General features: G+C 66.4%; 16 protein-coding genes and 2 tRNA genes. 7 read left to right on the top strand and 11 right to left on the bottom strand.

Going from position 1 to position 16,119, the window contains the following annotated elements:
• Positions 1-49: 49 nt before the first annotated feature.
• The 4 genes from QNO06_RS10790 to QNO06_RS10775 all read right to left on the bottom strand — a co-directional run bounded on the left by QNO06_RS10790 (position 50) and on the right by QNO06_RS10775 (position 2,825).
• Entirely contained in the window at positions 50-1,207 is a 1,158-nt protein-coding gene (locus QNO06_RS10790) for an acyl-CoA dehydrogenase family protein (protein WP_227911664.1), read from the bottom strand.
• A gap of 166 nt (positions 1,208-1,373) precedes the next feature.
• Positions 1,374-1,449 (bottom strand) — tRNA-His (locus QNO06_RS10785).
• Between the two features lie 140 nt (positions 1,450-1,589).
• Positions 1,590-2,192 carry an oligoribonuclease gene (orn, locus tag QNO06_RS10780; protein ID WP_227911663.1) on the bottom strand — a complete coding sequence of 201 codons (603 nt, stop codon included), beginning with the start codon at positions 2,190-2,192 and terminating at the stop codon, positions 1,590-1,592.
• A 60-nt stretch (positions 2,193-2,252) separates the two neighbouring features.
• Complete coding sequence (locus QNO06_RS10775; RefSeq protein ID WP_227911662.1) at positions 2,253-2,825, bottom strand: hypothetical protein; 573 nt, start codon at positions 2,823-2,825, stop codon at positions 2,253-2,255.
• Positions 2,826-3,315: 490 nt separating this feature from the next.
• Between QNO06_RS10775 and mptB the strand changes: the two genes are divergently transcribed.
• The gene (mptB, locus tag QNO06_RS10770; protein WP_227911661.1) at positions 3,316-4,854 is read left to right on the top strand and encodes a polyprenol phosphomannose-dependent alpha 1,6 mannosyltransferase MptB; all 1,539 of its coding nucleotides are present in this window, start codon (positions 3,316-3,318) and stop codon (positions 4,852-4,854) included.
• On the opposite strand, the gene QNO06_RS10765 is transcribed toward mptB, so the two are convergent.
• Positions 4,820-6,082, bottom strand: a complete 1,263-nt coding sequence (locus QNO06_RS10765) for a glycosyltransferase 87 family protein (RefSeq protein WP_227911660.1) — start codon at positions 6,080-6,082, stop codon at positions 4,820-4,822. The two genes, mptB and QNO06_RS10765, sit on opposite strands and share 35 nt — an antisense overlap.
• 118 nt (positions 6,083-6,200) lie before the next feature.
• On the opposite strand from QNO06_RS10765, the gene QNO06_RS10760 reads away from it, so the two are divergent.
• Positions 6,201-6,620, top strand: coding sequence for a DUF3224 domain-containing protein (locus tag QNO06_RS10760; RefSeq protein WP_227911659.1), 420 nt, complete (start codon positions 6,201-6,203; stop codon positions 6,618-6,620).
• Between the two features lie 14 nt (positions 6,621-6,634).
• On the opposite strand, the gene QNO06_RS10755 is transcribed toward QNO06_RS10760, so the two are convergent.
• The 5 genes from QNO06_RS10755 to QNO06_RS10735 form a co-directional block, all read right to left on the bottom strand.
• Positions 6,635-7,402 (bottom strand): M50 family metallopeptidase, encoded by a 768-nt coding sequence (locus QNO06_RS10755; protein WP_227911658.1) that lies wholly within the window; start codon positions 7,400-7,402, stop codon positions 6,635-6,637.
• A gap of 26 nt (positions 7,403-7,428) precedes the next feature.
• Complete coding sequence (locus QNO06_RS10750; protein ID WP_227911657.1) at positions 7,429-8,211, bottom strand: anti-sigma factor; 783 nt, start codon at positions 8,209-8,211, stop codon at positions 7,429-7,431.
• Complete coding sequence (locus tag QNO06_RS10745) at positions 8,192-8,767, bottom strand: RNA polymerase sigma factor (RefSeq protein WP_227911656.1); 576 nt, start codon at positions 8,765-8,767, stop codon at positions 8,192-8,194. The genes QNO06_RS10750 and QNO06_RS10745 overlap by 20 nt, the downstream gene beginning before the upstream one ends.
• 68 nt (positions 8,768-8,835) lie before the next feature.
• The gene (locus QNO06_RS10740; RefSeq protein ID WP_227911655.1) at positions 8,836-9,489 is read right to left on the bottom strand and encodes a class F sortase; all 654 of its coding nucleotides are present in this window, start codon (positions 9,487-9,489) and stop codon (positions 8,836-8,838) included.
• Positions 9,490-9,580: 91 nt separating this feature from the next.
• The gene (locus QNO06_RS10735; protein ID WP_227911654.1) at positions 9,581-10,402 is read right to left on the bottom strand and encodes a DUF4397 domain-containing protein; all 822 of its coding nucleotides are present in this window, start codon (positions 10,400-10,402) and stop codon (positions 9,581-9,583) included.
• A 194-nt stretch (positions 10,403-10,596) separates the two neighbouring features.
• On the opposite strand from QNO06_RS10735, the gene QNO06_RS10730 reads away from it, so the two are divergent.
• The 5 genes from QNO06_RS10730 (at position 10,597) to ettA (ending at position 15,037) form a co-directional block, all read left to right on the top strand.
• A tRNA-Arg gene (locus QNO06_RS10730) sits at positions 10,597-10,669 on the top strand.
• Between the two features lie 221 nt (positions 10,670-10,890).
• Entirely contained in the window at positions 10,891-11,940 is a 1,050-nt protein-coding gene (locus QNO06_RS10725; protein WP_227911653.1) for an alpha/beta hydrolase, read from the top strand.
• Positions 11,941-12,079: 139 nt separating this feature from the next.
• Complete coding sequence (locus tag QNO06_RS10720) at positions 12,080-12,706, top strand: single-stranded DNA-binding protein (RefSeq protein ID WP_227911652.1); 627 nt, start codon at positions 12,080-12,082, stop codon at positions 12,704-12,706.
• 59 nt (positions 12,707-12,765) lie between these two features.
• Positions 12,766-13,266, top strand: coding sequence for a DUF6993 domain-containing protein (locus QNO06_RS10715; RefSeq protein ID WP_227911651.1), 501 nt, complete (start codon positions 12,766-12,768; stop codon positions 13,264-13,266).
• A gap of 88 nt (positions 13,267-13,354) precedes the next feature.
• Complete coding sequence (ettA, locus tag QNO06_RS10710; protein ID WP_227911650.1) at positions 13,355-15,037, top strand: energy-dependent translational throttle protein EttA; 1,683 nt, start codon at positions 13,355-13,357, stop codon at positions 15,035-15,037.
• Positions 15,038-15,106: 69 nt separating this feature from the next.
• Here ettA and QNO06_RS10705 read toward each other — a convergent pair whose 3' ends face one another.
• Positions 15,107-15,994, bottom strand: a complete 888-nt coding sequence (locus tag QNO06_RS10705) for an acyl-CoA thioesterase (protein ID WP_227911649.1) — start codon at positions 15,992-15,994, stop codon at positions 15,107-15,109.
• Positions 15,995-16,119 lie beyond the last annotated feature (125 nt).

The following is a 16,119-nucleotide window of genomic DNA, read 5'->3' as shown; positions in this document are numbered from 1 at the left end:
TGTCTTTCTTTCGTCTGGATGGGGGAGGGCGGCCGGGGCCGCGGCGGTGCTAGCGGACGATGCCGCGTCCGATGACTTCCCGCATGATTTCGCTGGTGCCGCCGAAGATGGTCAGCAGGCGGGCAGCCAGGAACGCCTGGGCCACCGGGTATTCGAGGATGTAGCCGTAGCCGCCGTGCAGCTGCAGGCACCGGTCCGTAATGGACTTGGCCCGCTCACTGGCCCAGAGCTTGGCCTTGGCGGCAGAAACGGCATCCAGCTTGCCTTCGTTGAAGGCGGTGACGGCGGAATCCACGTACGCTTCGGTGGCTTCGACTTCGGTTTCGATGTCGGCGAGGGCAAACCGGCTGTTCTGGAAGTCGGCGATCCGCTCCCCGAAGGCGTTGCGCTCCTTGGTGTACTCCACCGTGGCTTCGAAAATCCGGCGCGCAACTGCGGAGGAGGCAACGGCAATGGCCAGCCTGCCCTGCGGCAGCTGCCCTTCGGCGTATTCCAGGCCGCGGCCGACCTCGCCCACGAGGTTCACCGACGGGACGAACACATCATCGAAGAACAGCTCGGCGGTGTCCGAGGCCTTCAGGCCCATTTTGTCCAGCTGCCGGCCGGTGCTGTAACCCTCGGTTTTCTCCACCATGAACATGCTGAAGGAGTCCCGCTGCCCGCGGCCCGTCCCGCCGTCAGTGCGGGCCAGGACCAGGGAGGCGTCTCCGCTGATGCCGTTGCCGATGAACGTCTTCTGGCCGCTGATGCGCCAGCCGCCGTCGTCGGTGCGTACAGCCTTGGTGCGGATGCCGCGCAGGTCGCTGCCCGCGCCGGGTTCGGTCCAGGCGACGGAGGTGACCTTGTCCCCGGAGACCATGCCCGGCAGCCAGCGTTCCTTCAGTTCATCGGAGCCGTAGGCGAGCAGGTGGGGGAGGACCATGTCGTCATGCAGGTGGAAGGCCAGGCCGACGGCGAGATGGTTGGCACGGGCGAATTCCTCGTCCATCACCGCGCGGAAGCGGTAATCCGGCATGCCCGCCCCGCCGAACTCCTCGGGGACAGCCAGGCCGAGCAGGCCCTGCTCGCCGGCAGCCTTCCACAGCCGGCGCGGCATCATGTGCGCGGCGTCCCAGTCCGCATACCCGGGGGCGACTTCGCGGGCGTCGAATTCCCGGACGACTTCCCGGAACAGCTCATGGTCCTCTTCGAACAGTCTGCGCTCCAAGGCGGCGCCTCCTCATTGATAAGCCACGCGTAGGCGTAGGGGTTGTTGCCGGGCTGTGCCCGCAGCGGCAGTGATCGCCCCTGAGGCTAACAGTCAAACACACACAGGAAAGGCCGCCCCGGAATCATCCGAGGCGGCCTTTCGAAGCTGTAACCGCCAGCCTCATTGGGGTGAGTAACGGGGGTTGAACCCGCGACCTCCTGGACCACAACCAGGCGCTCTGCCAACTGAGCTATACCCACCATGTGCCTCAAACGTTCATCCGCGAAGTCCAGGCGAGTGGTCTTGCGGACTCATTTATCTGAGGCAGCGGAATCAAGCTTACACGGTTTTTTGAGTGCTTCTGACACAACCGGCACCGGAGGCCGGTTTTGTGACGGAGCTAACTTCCGATTCCCGCGGCGATCTTCTTGGCCGTGGCGGAATCCGGCCCCGGAGCGGGCACGAAAACTGCCTCGCGGTAGTAGCGCAGCTCGTTGATGGAATCGCGGATATCGCCCAGTGCCCGGTGGCCGCCGTTCTTGGCCGGGGCCTGGAAATAGGCGCGCGGGTACCAGCGCCGCGCCAGTTCCTTGATGGTGGAGACATCGATTATCCGGTAGTGGAGGTAATTGATGACCTCGGGCATGTCGCGGGCGAGGAACATCTTGTCCGTGCCTACGGAATTGCCGGCCAGCTGCGCCTTTTTGGGTTCCGGCACCCACTTGGTGATGTATTCGATAACCGCGGCCTCGGCCTCAGCCATCGAAATACCGTTCGGCAGCTCGTCCAGGAGCTTGGAAGTGGTGTGCATCTGGCGCACGAAGTCGCCCATCTGGGACAAAGCGGCGTCGTCCGGCTTGATCACCACGTCTACGCCGTCGCCGAGGATGTTCAGCTCGGAGTCAGTGACCAGGACGGCCACCTCAATGAGGGCATCGGATTCAATGTCCAGACCGGTCATTTCGCAGTCGATCCAGACCATACGTTCATTAGTTATTGGCACGAATCCAATGTACCGCGTCCGCCGCCCGGCAGGCGGGAAACCGGAGGAGCCGGCGGGCGGCTACAGGCTGGAGTGGCTCCGCTGGCGGCGGTCCGGCAGCTCTGCGTCCGCCGTCACGAGGGGAGCGGGCGTTCGCGCAAGGTAGGGCTGCAGCGGGATCTGGCCCGTTTCCGGGGGGCCGAAGGTGCGCGTCCACCGGCTGGGTTCAGCCGGCATCTCATGAACAACCGGCATGGCGGCTGCACGCCGCCCGTGCGGGGCAGGACGGTCCATCCGCGCCGGCTGCGGGGCGGGGCGCAGTGCGGGGGAGGGCTGTATTGCGGAGGGCTGCAGTGCAGGGGAGGGCCGCAGTGCCGGGCGGGTTGGTGCGGCAGTGGCAGCGGTGCTGCGGGAAGCGGGTGTGGCGGCGCCCGTGGCGGGGGTGGGAACGGGTGCCTGAACGGAAACCGCGGGCGGCGCAGGGATGGAATCCGTTGCGGGAGCCGGTGCAGGAGCCAGGGCAGGTATCGAAGAACCGGTAACAGCGGCCGGGGAAGCCGGCGCGGGGGAGAAGCACCATGCGACTCCAAAGGCGAAGAGGAGCAGCGATGACGTCACCGCAACCGCGGACGGGGGTACCTCCACCCACACCATGGCGGCTGCTCCTATCAGTGTGAGGAACAACCCCCAGCCCAGCAGTTCCGGGCTGCGGCGCTGCTGCGTGTGGTTTCGGCCTGCCCGGCTGTGTTCTTTGCCTGCTTTGCCTGCTTTGCCCGGGTGGCCCGGGTGCCCGGCCGGGGCATCCCGGGTTGCGGCACGTGCGGGAACGGTCCCCGACGGATGCGCGGGTTTAGTTACAGCTTTCCTTACAGGTTCTGCCCGGTGGCGCCCCACAGCCTTTACCGCCTTGCCTTTTACTTGCATCAAAAATCACATCTGGAGCTTCAGTCTAAGCGACGCTGTGTCCGGGCCCGGGATTGACTTCGCCGCGTCGCGCGCGCCGGGTTTGCCCGGGCCGCGATGCTAATATCAGCCTATTGACGGTGCCCGGGCTCTATGCTGCCCTGCTTTAGGGTGAGGCGCCGCCCTGTCCGCCGCCAGGCCCGCAGGAATCGTGTTCACCCCAGAGATTGGAACCACGTAGATGACCGCGCAGGTCCCCGCGACCGAGCCTTCGTCTCCGGGCCCGGAGATAGCTAAAGCCGACCGTCCCAACATAGCGATCATTCAGGGGTTCATCGGCTCCCTCATGATGCTCGCTGGATCCTTCGGGGTGGGCTGGCTTTCACTGGCATCTGCCAGCCTGCGAAGCAACCCGGTGATCATTTGGATGCGTTTCGACGAGCCCTTCGGTGCCATCGTCGCCGTGCTGCTCCTGTCCACGGGCGGCATGCTGCTGGTGCGCTCCTGGCTCCGGCTGGGCCAGCGGATGAAAGGCTGGGGCCCGGAGTCCCGGCCGGTCATCCTGAAGGCGGTCATTGCCTGGGCGGCGCCCCTGTGCTTCACGCTGCCGCTGTTCAGCCGCGATGTGTTCGCCTACATCGCCCAGGGCCTGGTGATGGTCAGCGGTTTGAACCCGTACAAGGACGGCTACTCGCAGATCTCCAACTACCTGCAGATCGGCGCCGACGATCTGTGGGCACAGAGCCCCACCCCGTACGGTCCGGTGTTCCTCTGGCTGGAGCAGCTGGTGGTTCTGGTAACGAACGGCCAGACCGAGTTCTCCATCCTGCTGTTCCGGCTGATCGCCGTCATCGGTGTGGCAATGTGCGTGTATTTCGTGCCGAAGCTGGCTGAACTGCACGGGATCAATCCCAACCGCGCGCTGTGGCTCACGGCAGCGAACCCGCTGTTCCTGACCAACTTCATCGCCAGCATCCACAATGACGCCCTGATGATCGGGTTGGCGCTGGCCGGGCTCTACCTTGCCGCCACCAAGCGTCCCGTAGCCGGCATCCTGCTGGTCACACTGTCGATCGGCATCAAGCCGATCACCATCATCTTCCTTCCGTTCATCGGCCTGCTGTGGGCCGGCAAGAACGCATCCTGGCGGCGCAGGTTCACCTACTGGTTCATCACGGCCGCCATGTCACTGGGGCTGCTGTGGATCATGGGCCTGATCAACGGTTTCGGGTTCGGCTGGGTGGGTGCCCTGAGCACCCCGGGCAGTGTATGGATCTGGTACGCGCCGGTCGGTTTCGCCGGCATGCTGGTTGCCACCCTCGGCAACGCGCTGGGACTGCCCGGCTGGACCATGGCCGATGTTGTCCACACCATCGGACGGCTGGCATCCGTGGGAATTGTGCTGTGGCAGATGTTCGTGGGTGAGTACAGCCGGCTGATCCGCCGGCTGACCCTGGCCTTCGCCGCCATCGTAATGCTCGCGCCCATGATCCAGTCCTGGTACGTGGTCTGGCTCATCCCGCTCTTCGCCGTGACCGGTATCCGCGATGACTGGCAGGCCAAGACCCTGTACCTGTTCGTGTCCTTCTTTATGGTCTACGCGATCAGCGACCAGCTCGATATCTGGCCCTACTTCGAGTTCAGCCTCAGCGCGGCCCGGCAGATTGCCGCCGTGACGGCACTGGGCTTCGCGCTGTACCTGATCTTCCTGGACCCCAAGACCAAGGTCCTGTTCCGCAAGAAGCTTACGGCGCCTGCTCCGGGAGAACTGCGGCACTGACCCGGTTCCCGCCGGCGCGGGTCAGGGTGATGACCCGCGCCAGCGCCCAGCCGAACAGCACCAGCAGCAGGACGTTGCGGGCGGTCAGCAGCAGCGCCACGGCGATGTTCAGGTCGTTGTACAGGGCTGCGTAGAACATCGGATAAACCAGCGTGGTCAGGGCGGCGATGGCCAGCATCAGGATCCCGGGCACTTTCCAGTCCCTGCCCTCCCATGCCAGCCCCACCGCCGTGACGGCACCGAGCCACAGCATGAACTGCGGTGATCCAACCTTGTTGAAGACAATAAATGCGGCCACCAGGGCCAGCGAGCCGGAGATCAGCAGGGAGCGCGGATCGGCGCCGCGGCGAAGCGCCCAAATCAGCAGTCCGACGACGGCGAGGGCGGCCAGTGCGAGCAGCGGCGTCATCAGCGCGGCCACCGGCTCGCCGAGGGCACCGCGGACCTCGCGGGTATTGATGATCTTGTCCTCGTAAATATGGGCATCCGATGAACCCAGGATCGCCTGCCACAGCCCCGGCGTCGTGAACGGCGCCTCCATCTGCATCCCGCGGGCCCCCTGTTCGCCGAAGAAACTCAGCAGGTGCCGCAGGCCGCCGCCTAGGGCGACGGTGACGGCAACGGCAGCGGAGACGGCGGCACCGGTGGCGAGCAGCGTGAGCCGCTTCTTCCAGGCGACCAGCACCGCGAGGATAACGGCAGCCGGCCAAACCTTGATCCAGGTGGCCACGGACAGCAGCGCCGAGGCAAGCACCGGTCGGGTGGCCAGGAAGAGCAGGCCCATGATCACCAGGGGAGCGGTCAGCCCATCCACGCGCCCCACCGCCACGGGCCCCAGCAGGGCAGTGGCCGCGAGCCACCAGTACGCGGCAGCGGTGCCGCCGGCTCCGGCCCGGCGGGCCAGGACGGCGACCGCGCCGGCGTTCAGCGCCGTGAACAGCAGGAACCAGACGAACTGGTACGCGCCGAACCCGAACAGCGCCGCAAGCACCATGGGGGCCAGCGCGAGGACGGGATACACCCACGCAGTGTCAAAGACCAGCCAATGGCCATGGCTCAGGCCGTCAAACGCCCACTGCCGGTAGAAGTTCACATCGCTCAGCGCCCCGCCGTCGAGAATCAAGGGAGCCAGGGCGGCGAGGAAGCCCAGATGGACCACGGCAAACGCCGTCCAGAGGGCCGACGGGCTCAGTAACCGCCGCTGAAAGGTTGCCGGAATCCGGGACATGCGAGGGTGGTGCTCCTTAGCTCAAACCGTTGCCGTGCCGCACGCGGGCACAGCGATAAGGCTACCGGCGTCCGGTGCCCGGCATGCAATCCGGCGCCGGACACGGGATACTGGAACCATGACCGACCTAACTGAAGAAGTGATCGTGGCGGATTTTGACGTTTCGGAGTGGGAACCCACCCCCTATCAGGTGGAGGGAACCAACAGTGAACTGTCCACCGTCCGGGCCGTGAAGATCTTCGAGGGAGACATCACCGGCACCAGCGTCGCGGACCTCATCATGGCCGGCAACACGGTAGGGGCGGGTTATGTCGGGTCCGAGGTGTTTGCCGGCACCGTCGCCGGCCGGACGGGAACCATGGTCATCCAGCACTGGGGCCTCGCCGAAGGTACGGCCACGGCCAGTTCCGGCCATATCATCCCCGGCTCCGGCACCGACGGGCTTGCCGGTATCTCCGGGAAGGCAATTTACACCCAGGAGGAGGACGGCCAGCACCGGCTCGAATTGCGGGTAACCTTCCCGGAAATCCAAGCGTAGTACGGGCCGGGCACTTACCGCCCCGGCACCGGAAGGACCGTCAGCGCGGCGTACAGTGCTGCGGCCGCGGCAGCGGCGATCACCAGCGCGAAGCCGGCCAGCCACACGGCAGCGGGTATGCCGGTGCGCCGGGCGAGGATAAAGGCGTCCGAGCTTTCCAGGTTTCGCCGGCGGGTATGGACCCGGACCACGTTCAGCCAGTCCCGCACGGCACCCACCAGCAGGGCAACACCGGTGCACACGGCCGCATAGCCAGCCGTCACCGGCGAGGAGAACCACACCAGCAGTACGGAGACCAAGGCGCTGCCAAAGGCGATGGCGAAGCCCTGGACATTGCGGATAAACAGCAGCGCCGCCAGCAGCACCAGCGCACTGGCGGACAGCGCGGTCCCCGCCCAGCCGTACAGCGCCGCCAGAATGAGCCCGGCGCCCACCACCGCGGGCACGGGGTAACCCCAAAACCCCGCCCAGGCAGCAGGGAACCCGCCGCGGCCCAGCGAACGCATGTCGCCGGAATGGTCAAAACGCAGCCGGATGCCCTTCACCACCTGCCCGGTCATCAGGGCCGCGAAGGCGTGTCCGAGTTCGTGGACAAAGGTCACGAACAGACCAAACCAGCGCCAGGTGCTCCGCGGGATGCTGAGCAGGGCGGCTGCGGCAACAACAAGCAGCAGCACCGCCGGAGCCGGGTCGAGGGCCGGCCCGCGGCTGAAACCCTCCAGTACCCTGGACCACCACTCGGAGGCAATCCCCGGAAGGGAGCCGGGCACGGCGTCAGCCACGTGCGCCGCCGGCCCGTGCGGCCGGGTCAGGGTTCCAGCACGCCGCGCAGGATTGAATCCCCGGAGTGCGTGGGGTTGCCGTCGAACGGTTCATCGGAGATATCAACAATGGGGTACTCATTGAGGTCAAGGTTAGCCGGAATGGTGAACCTGCCCTCCGTCCCCTCCATGGTGCCCAGGCTGACCATCCGTTCAATATCGGGGGCTATCAGCCACACTTCACGGAAACCCTGCGCGTCCGCACCGCTGGCCGTCACCACCAGTTCCCGTCCGCCGTCGGCCCGCTGGTCCACCTCTGCGCGGCCACTGTCCTGATAGGCCGGCAGTGGTGCCAGGTCAACGGCAGCAATTACCTCGGTGCGGTCGGCCAGGATCCGGGAAATACCCCAGGTGCCGGCGGCGGCGAGGACTACGGCTGCCGCTGCGGCGGCCAGGATCTGCGGCAGGCGGCGCCGGTTGCGGCGGCTACGGGCTGCGTCCAGGGCAACGGGGGAAGCCTGCGGTTCCGCCGCGGGTGCGGACTGTTCCCGGGCAGGGCCGGATCCCGCCGCGCCTGAGGCAGGGGGCGTATCGAAGGGGTCCCGGCGTACGGCGTCGCCGAGGCCCAGCGAGGAATGGATGCCCTCCCAGACCGAGGCCTGCGGATGCGGCAGGGCGCCGGCAGCAGGGGCACGTCCTGCCGTCACAACGCGGCCCAGTGCTTCCACTTCGGCCGTGCACTGGGTGCACTGTTGGAGATGCGCGGTTTCTTCGGCCGTGCCCTCGCCCAAGGCGTTCAGGGCCAGCGCTTCAGATGACAGATGCTGCATCGCTGACCTCCAATCGCTGGCGTAGTTGGACAAGGCTTCTTCGGATATGGCTCTTGACGGTACCCAAGGGTAGTTTCAGTTTTTCCGATATCTGCTGGTGTGTCAGGTCCTCGTGGAAAGCGAGCCGGAGGATGGATCCCTGTGGTTCCCCGAGCCGGGCCAGCTCGGCATCGAGAACCACCCGGTCAGCAACGCCGTCGGGGTCCGGCCCGGCCGGTTCGGTCCGCTGCCCGTGGGGCAGGACCGGTTCGTCCACCAGGGTTTCGGAGCTTCGCTGCTTGGCCGTGGCCATTCCGGCCGCGACGTTTCGTCCTATGCCGACAAGCCAGGCCGCGAGCGTCGAGCGTTCCGGCGAATAACTTTCCCGGTATTTCCAGGCCCGGATGAATACTTCCTGTACCGCGTCGTCGGCAGCGCCCTGGTCAAAAAGCTTCCGCAGCGCCAGCGCACGGATCAGGGGCGAAAAGCGGCGGTAGGCATCCGCCAGCGCCGTTTCGTCGCCCGCAGCGAAGGCGTGGTCCATCGCGGCGTCGGGCTCCGTGGCGCCGGTGGGCATCAGTGCCGTTCTCCTGCCGTACTCGTGCGGGACCGGACCAGGTACGGGCCGGCTCTCTTGGGTTGCCACTATGGTACGGGCACCGCAGTGAGTACAACGTTATCTTCATAGTCTCCGACCGAGTCGAGCCACTTGCCGCCGCAGGTTACCAGCTCGAGCCGGGGTGCGCCGCCGCGGTCGAACAGATCGAACTGGTCCAGGGAAGCCTTGGGGATGTTCTTCACCTCTTGGGTGGTGTATCTCAGGACGGAGCCGTCGCTGCGGGTCACGGTAAGCGGCGTGCCTGCGGGCACCTCGTCCAGGCCGGCAATGGGAAGCTGTTCGGTACGCGAGTCCACATGGGCTGCCAGGACGGCGGCGCCGCGCGAAGATCCGGGTGCCGGTCCGAAGCGGTACCAGCCGGCCTGGTAATGGTTGTTGGGCAGGGTCATGGCCCCGTTGGGTTCCTGGCCCACGGGAATGACTTCCAGTTCGATGCCGGTACCGTCCACGCTGATGCCGACGGGATCCGGAATCTCCTCAGCCGGGGTGGGGGTGGCCTGGCGAATCGGTACCGGCTCTGCCGCGGCGGAAGGGGCTGGCGACGACGCCCCCGGCGCGGCGGTTACTGATGCGTCCGGTCCGGCCGACGGCGGCTGGCTGCCTCCGCAGGCAGCAGTGCCGGCAACAGCTGCCGAGAGGAATACTGCCGCGGCGAGCCGGCGGAGGGGAGCTGAGGGCATGGATGGTTCCTCCGGGAAGGGTGAACCCGGTGCTGCAGCGCGGAAAGGGGCGGGAGAGCGCTGCAGCACCGGGGGGTTGGGGTGGTCCGTACTACTTGCTGCCGGCTGCGGTGCGGCGGCGAAGCAGGACGGCGCCCAGGGCGAGAAGGGCGGCACCGCCGGCAGCGGCGGCAGCGACCGTGCCCTGCTGGTCCTGGCCTGCCTGCTCCAGTGCACCCGGGACTGCGTGCGGAGCCGAGGCCATCCCGTCGATGGTCTGGGTAGCCAGGGCCAGGTTTCCGGCCTCCAGCGATCCCCAGGCGTAGACGATGGTGTTGGTGCCCTCACCCAGCGCGAGGTCTGCCGGACCGATAACCGGATCGGTAGTTCCGGCGGCGGCAACGGAGGCGGAGATGGTTCCGGGGTCGACGGTGAGGACCTTTTCATTGGGATTGGTCAGGCCCTGGATCACAGGGGAACCGTTGGCCAGGACATCCACTGCGGGGGCGGCAGCCACATGGCGGACCGTGAGCCGGGACTTGCCGGCTTCCACCATGGACGTGTCGTTGGTGAAGAGGATGGCCGTGGGTTTGCCCGAGGCGTCCAGATTTGCCGTGGCAGTGTAGTTTCCGCCGGCCGCGAGGTCTGCGGAGATCGGGCCGATGATGGGCGCGGAGGCATCCGGCGCATCCGCGGCGGTGATGGCAAGCTGGTAGTTGCCGCCAGGCAGGTCCAGCGGCCCGGCCATCTGGCCTGGCATGAAGTTATCCAGGGTGAGCGTTCCGTTGACGTACACGTCAACGGTAGTGTCCGGCACAGCGTGCAGGACGGAGAGCTTAGCCGTGTCGGTATCGGCGGCGGAGGCCGGTACGGCCGAGAACGCTGTTGCGGCGCCTACGCCGAGGGCCGCGATAGCGGTTGCGGTCTTACGCATGGTCTGTGCTCCTTTTAGTTGCCGCACCCACCGGTACGGGTTTTTGACTTACACCCCTACTACTTCCGGGGCAGGCGGAATGGATGCACGGAATTCGAATTCTTTTTTTGGCGTGGCTTCCGCACGGGGGCGGGGCTGCGGCGGGAAGGCCCAGGGGCAGGGCGGGGCAGGGTCCGTAGTATCATCGTGTGGTTGCCCCCGTAGCTCAATGGATAGAGCAACGGCCTTCTAATCCGTAGGTTGCGCGTTCGAGTCGCGCCGGGGGCACTTTTTTGTGTCCGCTCCCTTACGCCATGCCCGGCACGCGCTGCGCGTGCCGGGCATGGCAGCGTAGGCTCAGGCCGGTCAGGACAGGCACGCTCAAAGGAGCTGCAGTGCCAGCCGGTTACCTCCTCACCGTTTTGCTGCTCGGGCTCAGCACATATTGCGCACTGTGGCCGCCGGGAAAGGGGAGGTCCCGGCTCTCGACCGGCGCGTACATCGTCGGAATGACCTTCAGCGAAGCTCCGGTTTTCCCGCTTCTGCTGGGTGCAGCCGCGACGGCGCTGGCGGTGGTGGAGGGGGACACGTCCACACCTGCCGGCGCGGCGGGCGCTGCCGGCATGGTCCTGGTCGCGGCGGGGCTCCTGCTGACGGGATGGCGTGCGGTCCGCAGCAGCACCGCTCCCGTGCAGGCCTTGAACGAAGGCCTTTCGGCCGGCGGGCACCGTTACTCCACGGGGCCTGAGCATGCTCCCTTCGGGCTGCGGGATGTCTTGGCCGGGATCTTCCTGCCCTTCCGGCGCCGCCTGCACGGTGTCAGGCACATCCGCAACCTGCAGTACGGACCTGCGGGGAAGGACAACACCCTTGACCTTTACCTGCCCTGGGGCGGGCCGCAGGCAGGACCGGTCTTTGTACACTTTCACGGCGGGCGGTTCGTCTCCGGGGCAAAGGACCGGGAAGCCCTGTATCTGCTGTATTTGCTGGCCTCCCGAGGTTGGAGCTGTATCAGCGCCAACTACCGGCTCGCACCCGGGGCGCAGTTCCCGGACTATGCGGTGGATGCCAAACGTGTCATTGCATGGGTGCGCACCCAGGGCGCCCAACACGGTGTGGGCACCGGACCGCCGGTTGTGGCGGGGAGTTCCGCCGGTGGCTTCCTGGCGGCATTTGCAGCTCTGACCGCCAACCGTCCGGAGCTGCAGCCCGGTTTCGAGGAAACCGACACGTCCGTAGCGGCGGCAGTATGCCTGTACGGCTATTACGGCCGGGTGGCTGGGGAGGACCCCGGCAGCACACCGGCAGCGTACGCCCGGCCGGACGCACCCCCGTTTTTTATCCTCCACGGATGCAAGGACAACGTAGTGCCCATTGGCCACGCCAGGGGCTTCGCGGACATGCTGCGGGGAGTGTCCCGCCGTCCCGTGGTCTGGTGCCCGCTTCCCGGGGCCCAGCACTCCTTTGATTACTTCGCTTCGGTTCGTTCCCGCGCGGCGGCAGCGGCTATCAGCGACTTTGCCTGCTGGGCCCTGGCACAGAATGAACCGCCGGTTTGACGCAGGGACAGCCTTTCCTCCACAGGATCCCCGGGAGGTCCTGCATCCGTCCGGCGTCCACACGTGCCCGTCTGGAGGCGGACCGGGACGGTGCAGCGGAGAAGACTGGCCGGACCCAACGACCCGAAGGCAGGACCCTATGAGTGACACCATTACGCTCCGCGGCTATGTAGCCACCGAACTGCGCCAGAACACCACCGACAACGGACTGGCCGTAGCCAGCTTCCGGATGTGCACCACGGAGCGGCGTTATGACCGGGACGCGGGCAGCTGGCTGGACGGCCAGACCAACTGGTACGCCGTAAGCCTCTTCCGCCAGCTCGCCACCAACGCGGCGTTCAGCATCCACAAGGGAGACCGCGTGGTGGTCACGGGGCGGCTCCGGCTCCGACAGTGGGCAACGGAGGACGGGCGCAGCGGTACCAGCGCCGACATTGATGCAGACACCGTGGGCCACGACCTGATGTGGGGAACAGCCAGCTTCCGGCGCACGGTCTCCGGAACAAGCGACCGCGCCGACGCAGGGTCCCGCCCTGACGGCTATCCGGTTGGAAGCCCCGATGCGGCAGCCAATCCGTTCGGGCAGGACACGGACCTCACCGATTCGTTTGGCCGGTTGGCGGATCCGCTGACCGGTGAACTTCCCGATGCAGACCAGGATGCGGATTCCCTCCAGCCCGGCGGAAGGGACGAATCACCGGGCCGAGGAGATGCTGACGCAGACGCGGACCAGCCGGAACGGGACCGTGCCGCCGCTCCGTTCTAGCGCGTTGACGTTCAGCGGGTTCGGTGGCCACTTCCTGTGCTGCATGACACAATCGCCCGGTGACACATGACCCGAGCCGAACGCCCTCCCTGGTGCCCACGGCACCCGGCACCTTCCTCCGGGTACCGGCCGTGCTCCTGTTAACCATGGCGCTCGCCGTCGGGGCAGTAGGCTGCGGGGCCGCTGCGGGGGAGTCCGGCCAGCCGGTACCGTCCGGGGCCGGCACCCAAAATGCCGGCGCCCAAACTGAGGATCCAGCGGCCCGGCAGGCCGGGGACAGCCCGGAAGCACTGGCGCTGAAGGCCCGGTTGGAAGAGTTGGCCGGGGCGGAACCGTCACCTGACCGGAGCGGCATCATGCAGGCTTTCGTGGCCGCCGGTTTTGCCGAGCCGAGCGTGGAGGTGTCCGCGGACCGAACGCCCACCGGCCTGGACGTCGATGCCATCCAGGGGGCAGCGGTCGAGGGCGGTGAATGTATCTTCGGCGAAGTCCGGGACGGCAAGGTCACGGTCAGCGTCCTGCCGGTCCTCGCCGGCGGACGCTGTTTCGTGGGGAACTGACCGATACGGATGCGTCGGGGCGGCCCGGTTGTCGTGCCGGATCCGGATAAATGGAATATATCGGCGCTGACACATTAGCCTTGTAGATATGGCGGAATTTATCTACACGATGACCAAGGCCCGCAAGGCCGTTGGCGACAAAGTAATCCTCGACGACGTAAGCATGTCCTTCTACCCCGGTGCCAAGATCGGCGTGGTGGGTCCCAACGGTGCGGGTAAGTCCACCATCCTGAAAATCATGGCCGGATTGGACACCCCCTCCAACGGTGAAGCCCGGCTCAGCGCCGGCTACACGGTGGGCATCCTGCTGCAGGAGCCGCCGCTGAACGAAGAAAAGACCGTCCTGGGCAACGTCCAGGAAGGCGTAGGCGAGATCTACGGCAAGATCCAGCGCTTCAACGAGATCTCTGAAGAGATGTCACAGCCCGACGCGGACTTCGACTCCCTGCTGGAGGAAATGGGCAAGCTGCAGGAAGCCATCGACGCCGCCGATGCGTGGGACATCGATTCCCAGCTCGAACAGGCCATGGACGCGCTGCGCTGCCCGCCGCCGGACGCCGACGTCACCCTCCTCTCCGGAGGTGAGCGCCGACGCGTGGCGCTGTGCAAGCTGCTGCTGCAGAAGCCGGACCTGCTGCTCCTCGATGAGCCCACCAACCACTTGGACGCCGAGAGCGTGCTGTGGCTCGAACAGCACCTCTCCTCCTACCACGGCGCCGTACTGGCCGTGACCCACGACCGGTACTTCCTGGACCACGTGGCCGAGTGGATCGCCGAAGTCGACCGCGGCCACCTGTACCCGTACGAAGGCAACTACTCCACGTACCTCGAAAAGAAGCGCGCGCGCCTGGAAGTCCAGGGCAAAAAGGACCAGAAGCTCGCCAAGCGCCTCACGGACGAACTGGACTGGGTGCGGTCCAATGCCAAGGGCCGCCAGACCAAGTCGAAGGCCCGCCTGGCACGCTACGAAGAGATGGCAGCCGAAGCGGACCGCACCCGGAAGCTGGACTTCGAAGAAATCCAGATCCCGCCGGGCCCGCGCCTGGGTTCACTGGTGCTGGAGGCCAAGGGCCTGCAGAAGGGCTTCGGCGACCGGCAGCTGATCGACGGGTTGTCCTTCTCCCTGCCCCGCAACGGCATTGTGGGCGTTATCGGCCCGAACGGCGTGGGTAAGTCCACCCTGTTCAAGACCATCGTTGGGCTCGAAGAGCTCGACGGCGGCGAGCTGAAGATCGGTGACTCGGTAAAGATTTCCTACGTGGACCAGTCCCGCGGCGGCATCGACCCGGAGAAGAGCCTCTGGGAGGTCGTCTCCGAAGGGTACGACTGGATCCAGGTGGGGCAGGTGGAGATGCCGTCCCGTGCCTATGTGTCCGCCTTCGGTTTCAAGGGTCCGGACCAGCAGAAGAAGGCCGGGGTGCTTTCCGGCGGTGAGCGTAACCGGCTGAACCTGGCCATGACCCTGAAGCAGGGCGGAAATCTGCTCCTGCTCGATGAGCCCACCAACGACCTGGACGTGGAAACCCTCTCCAGCCTCGAGAACGCGCTGCTGGAATTCCCCGGCTGCGCCGTGGTGGTCTCGCACGACCGCTGGTTCCTGGACCGGGTGGCCACCCACATCCTGGCCTTCGAGGGCACCGAGGAGGATCCCGCGAACTGGTACTGGTTTGAGGGCAACTTCGAGTCCTACGAGCAGAACAAGATTGAACGCCTCGGCCCCGACGCGGCCAAGCCGCACCGGGTGACACACCGCCGCCTGACCCGCGACTAGGTCTGCCGGCAGGACAATAAAAGAGCTCCGCTTCCCGGACGGGAAGCGGAGCTCTTTTTTGCGGCGGTGTTACAGCTGCGGCACCCGCACCATTCCTTCCTGCGCCACGGTGGCTACGAGCTCGCCGCTGCGGTTGAAGATCCGCCCGGTGGAAAGGCCGCGGGCGGCGGACGCGCTGGGGGACTCCTGCACGTACAGGAGCCAGTCATCCACGCGCAGCGGACGGTGCCACCACATGGCATGGTCGAGGCTCGCGATGCTCATGCCGGGCGTGGTCCAGGACAGGCCGTGGCCGCGCAGCACCGGTTCAAGAAGGGTGTAGTCGCTGGCATAGGCCAGGGCCGCGCGGTGCAGGTTCTCGCCGTCGGGCATCGGCTTGAAGGTCTTCATCCACACCGCGTTGTGCGGGGTCTTCTCCCGGCCGGCCCGAACATACACCGGGTCCATGACGTGGCGGATGTCCATGGGCCGGCGGTGCGACCATGCATCGGCCACCGGGTGGTCGAAGCCCTTCAGCAGTTCGGCGGTGGTGGGGAGGTCCTCCGGTTCCGGAATGCCCGCCGGCATTTCCTCCTGGTGGTCAATGCCCGAGTCGGGAATCTGGAAGGAGGCGATCATGGACAGGATCGGCTTGCCGTTCTGGTAGGCGTGGCTGCGCCGGGCGGAGAAGGACCTGCCGTCGCGCAGCCGCTCCACGCCGAAGGTGATGGGAACTTCGGTGTCTCCCGGCCGGAGGAAGTAGCCGTGCATGGAATGCATCACGCGGTCCTCGGGAACGGTCCGGGCCGCGGCGATGAGCGACTGGCCCAGGACCTGGCCTCCGAACACCCGCTTGCGCGGTTCGTTCTGGGAACCTCCGACGAAGATGTCCTCGTACGTCTTCGCACCGCCGGCGGAGCTCAGGTTCAGCAGTTCCAACAGGGAAGCGGTGGGATCGAAGGGTTCATCAATGGACATGCGGGACTGTCTCCTAGCAGAAAGGGGCGGCACCGCCCCAGGCGGGGCCGCAGAATACTCTTACGTTAAAAATACCGGGCGGTAACCCGGTTTCCCGCCGCGGGGCGGCTGCCGCGGCGTTTTAG

The sequence above is a fragment of the Arthrobacter sp. zg-Y20 genome, from assembly GCF_030142075.1.
In the GTDB taxonomy this organism is placed as follows: Bacteria; Actinomycetota; Actinomycetes; order Actinomycetales; family Micrococcaceae; genus Arthrobacter_B.
This window is presented reverse-complemented; position numbering and strand designations above follow the sequence as displayed.

What these genes read in the sequence shown, in the direction of transcription:
- QNO06_RS10775 (WP_227911662.1), bottom strand. Translation starts at nt 2,825, where the DNA reads ATGGTGTGGGTGGAGGTACCCCCGTCCGCGGTTGCGGTGACGTCATCG.
- mptB (WP_227911661.1), top strand. Translation starts at nt 3,316, where the DNA reads ATGACCGCGCAGGTCCCCGCGACCGAGCCTTCGTCTCCGGGCCCGGAG.
- QNO06_RS10765 (WP_227911660.1), bottom strand. Translation starts at nt 6,082, where the DNA reads ATGTCCCGGATTCCGGCAACCTTTCAGCGGCGGTTACTGAGCCCGTCG.
- QNO06_RS10760 (WP_227911659.1), top strand. Translation starts at nt 6,201, where the DNA reads ATGACCGACCTAACTGAAGAAGTGATCGTGGCGGATTTTGACGTTTCG.
- QNO06_RS10750 (WP_227911657.1), bottom strand. Translation starts at nt 8,211, where the DNA reads ATGCAGCATCTGTCATCTGAAGCGCTGGCCCTGAACGCCTTGGGCGAG.
- QNO06_RS10745 (WP_227911656.1), bottom strand. Translation starts at nt 8,767, where the DNA reads ATGCCCACCGGCGCCACGGAGCCCGACGCCGCGATGGACCACGCCTTC.
- QNO06_RS10740 (WP_227911655.1), bottom strand. Translation starts at nt 9,489, where the DNA reads ATGCCCTCAGCTCCCCTCCGCCGGCTCGCCGCGGCAGTATTCCTCTCG.
- QNO06_RS10735 (WP_227911654.1), bottom strand. Translation starts at nt 10,402, where the DNA reads ATGCGTAAGACCGCAACCGCTATCGCGGCCCTCGGCGTAGGCGCCGCA.
- QNO06_RS10725 (WP_227911653.1), top strand. Translation starts at nt 10,891, where the DNA reads ATGACCTTCAGCGAAGCTCCGGTTTTCCCGCTTCTGCTGGGTGCAGCC.
- QNO06_RS10720 (WP_227911652.1), top strand. Translation starts at nt 12,080, where the DNA reads ATGAGTGACACCATTACGCTCCGCGGCTATGTAGCCACCGAACTGCGC.
- ettA (WP_227911650.1), top strand. Translation starts at nt 13,355, where the DNA reads ATGGCGGAATTTATCTACACGATGACCAAGGCCCGCAAGGCCGTTGGC.
- QNO06_RS10705 (WP_227911649.1), bottom strand. Translation starts at nt 15,994, where the DNA reads ATGTCCATTGATGAACCCTTCGATCCCACCGCTTCCCTGTTGGAACTG.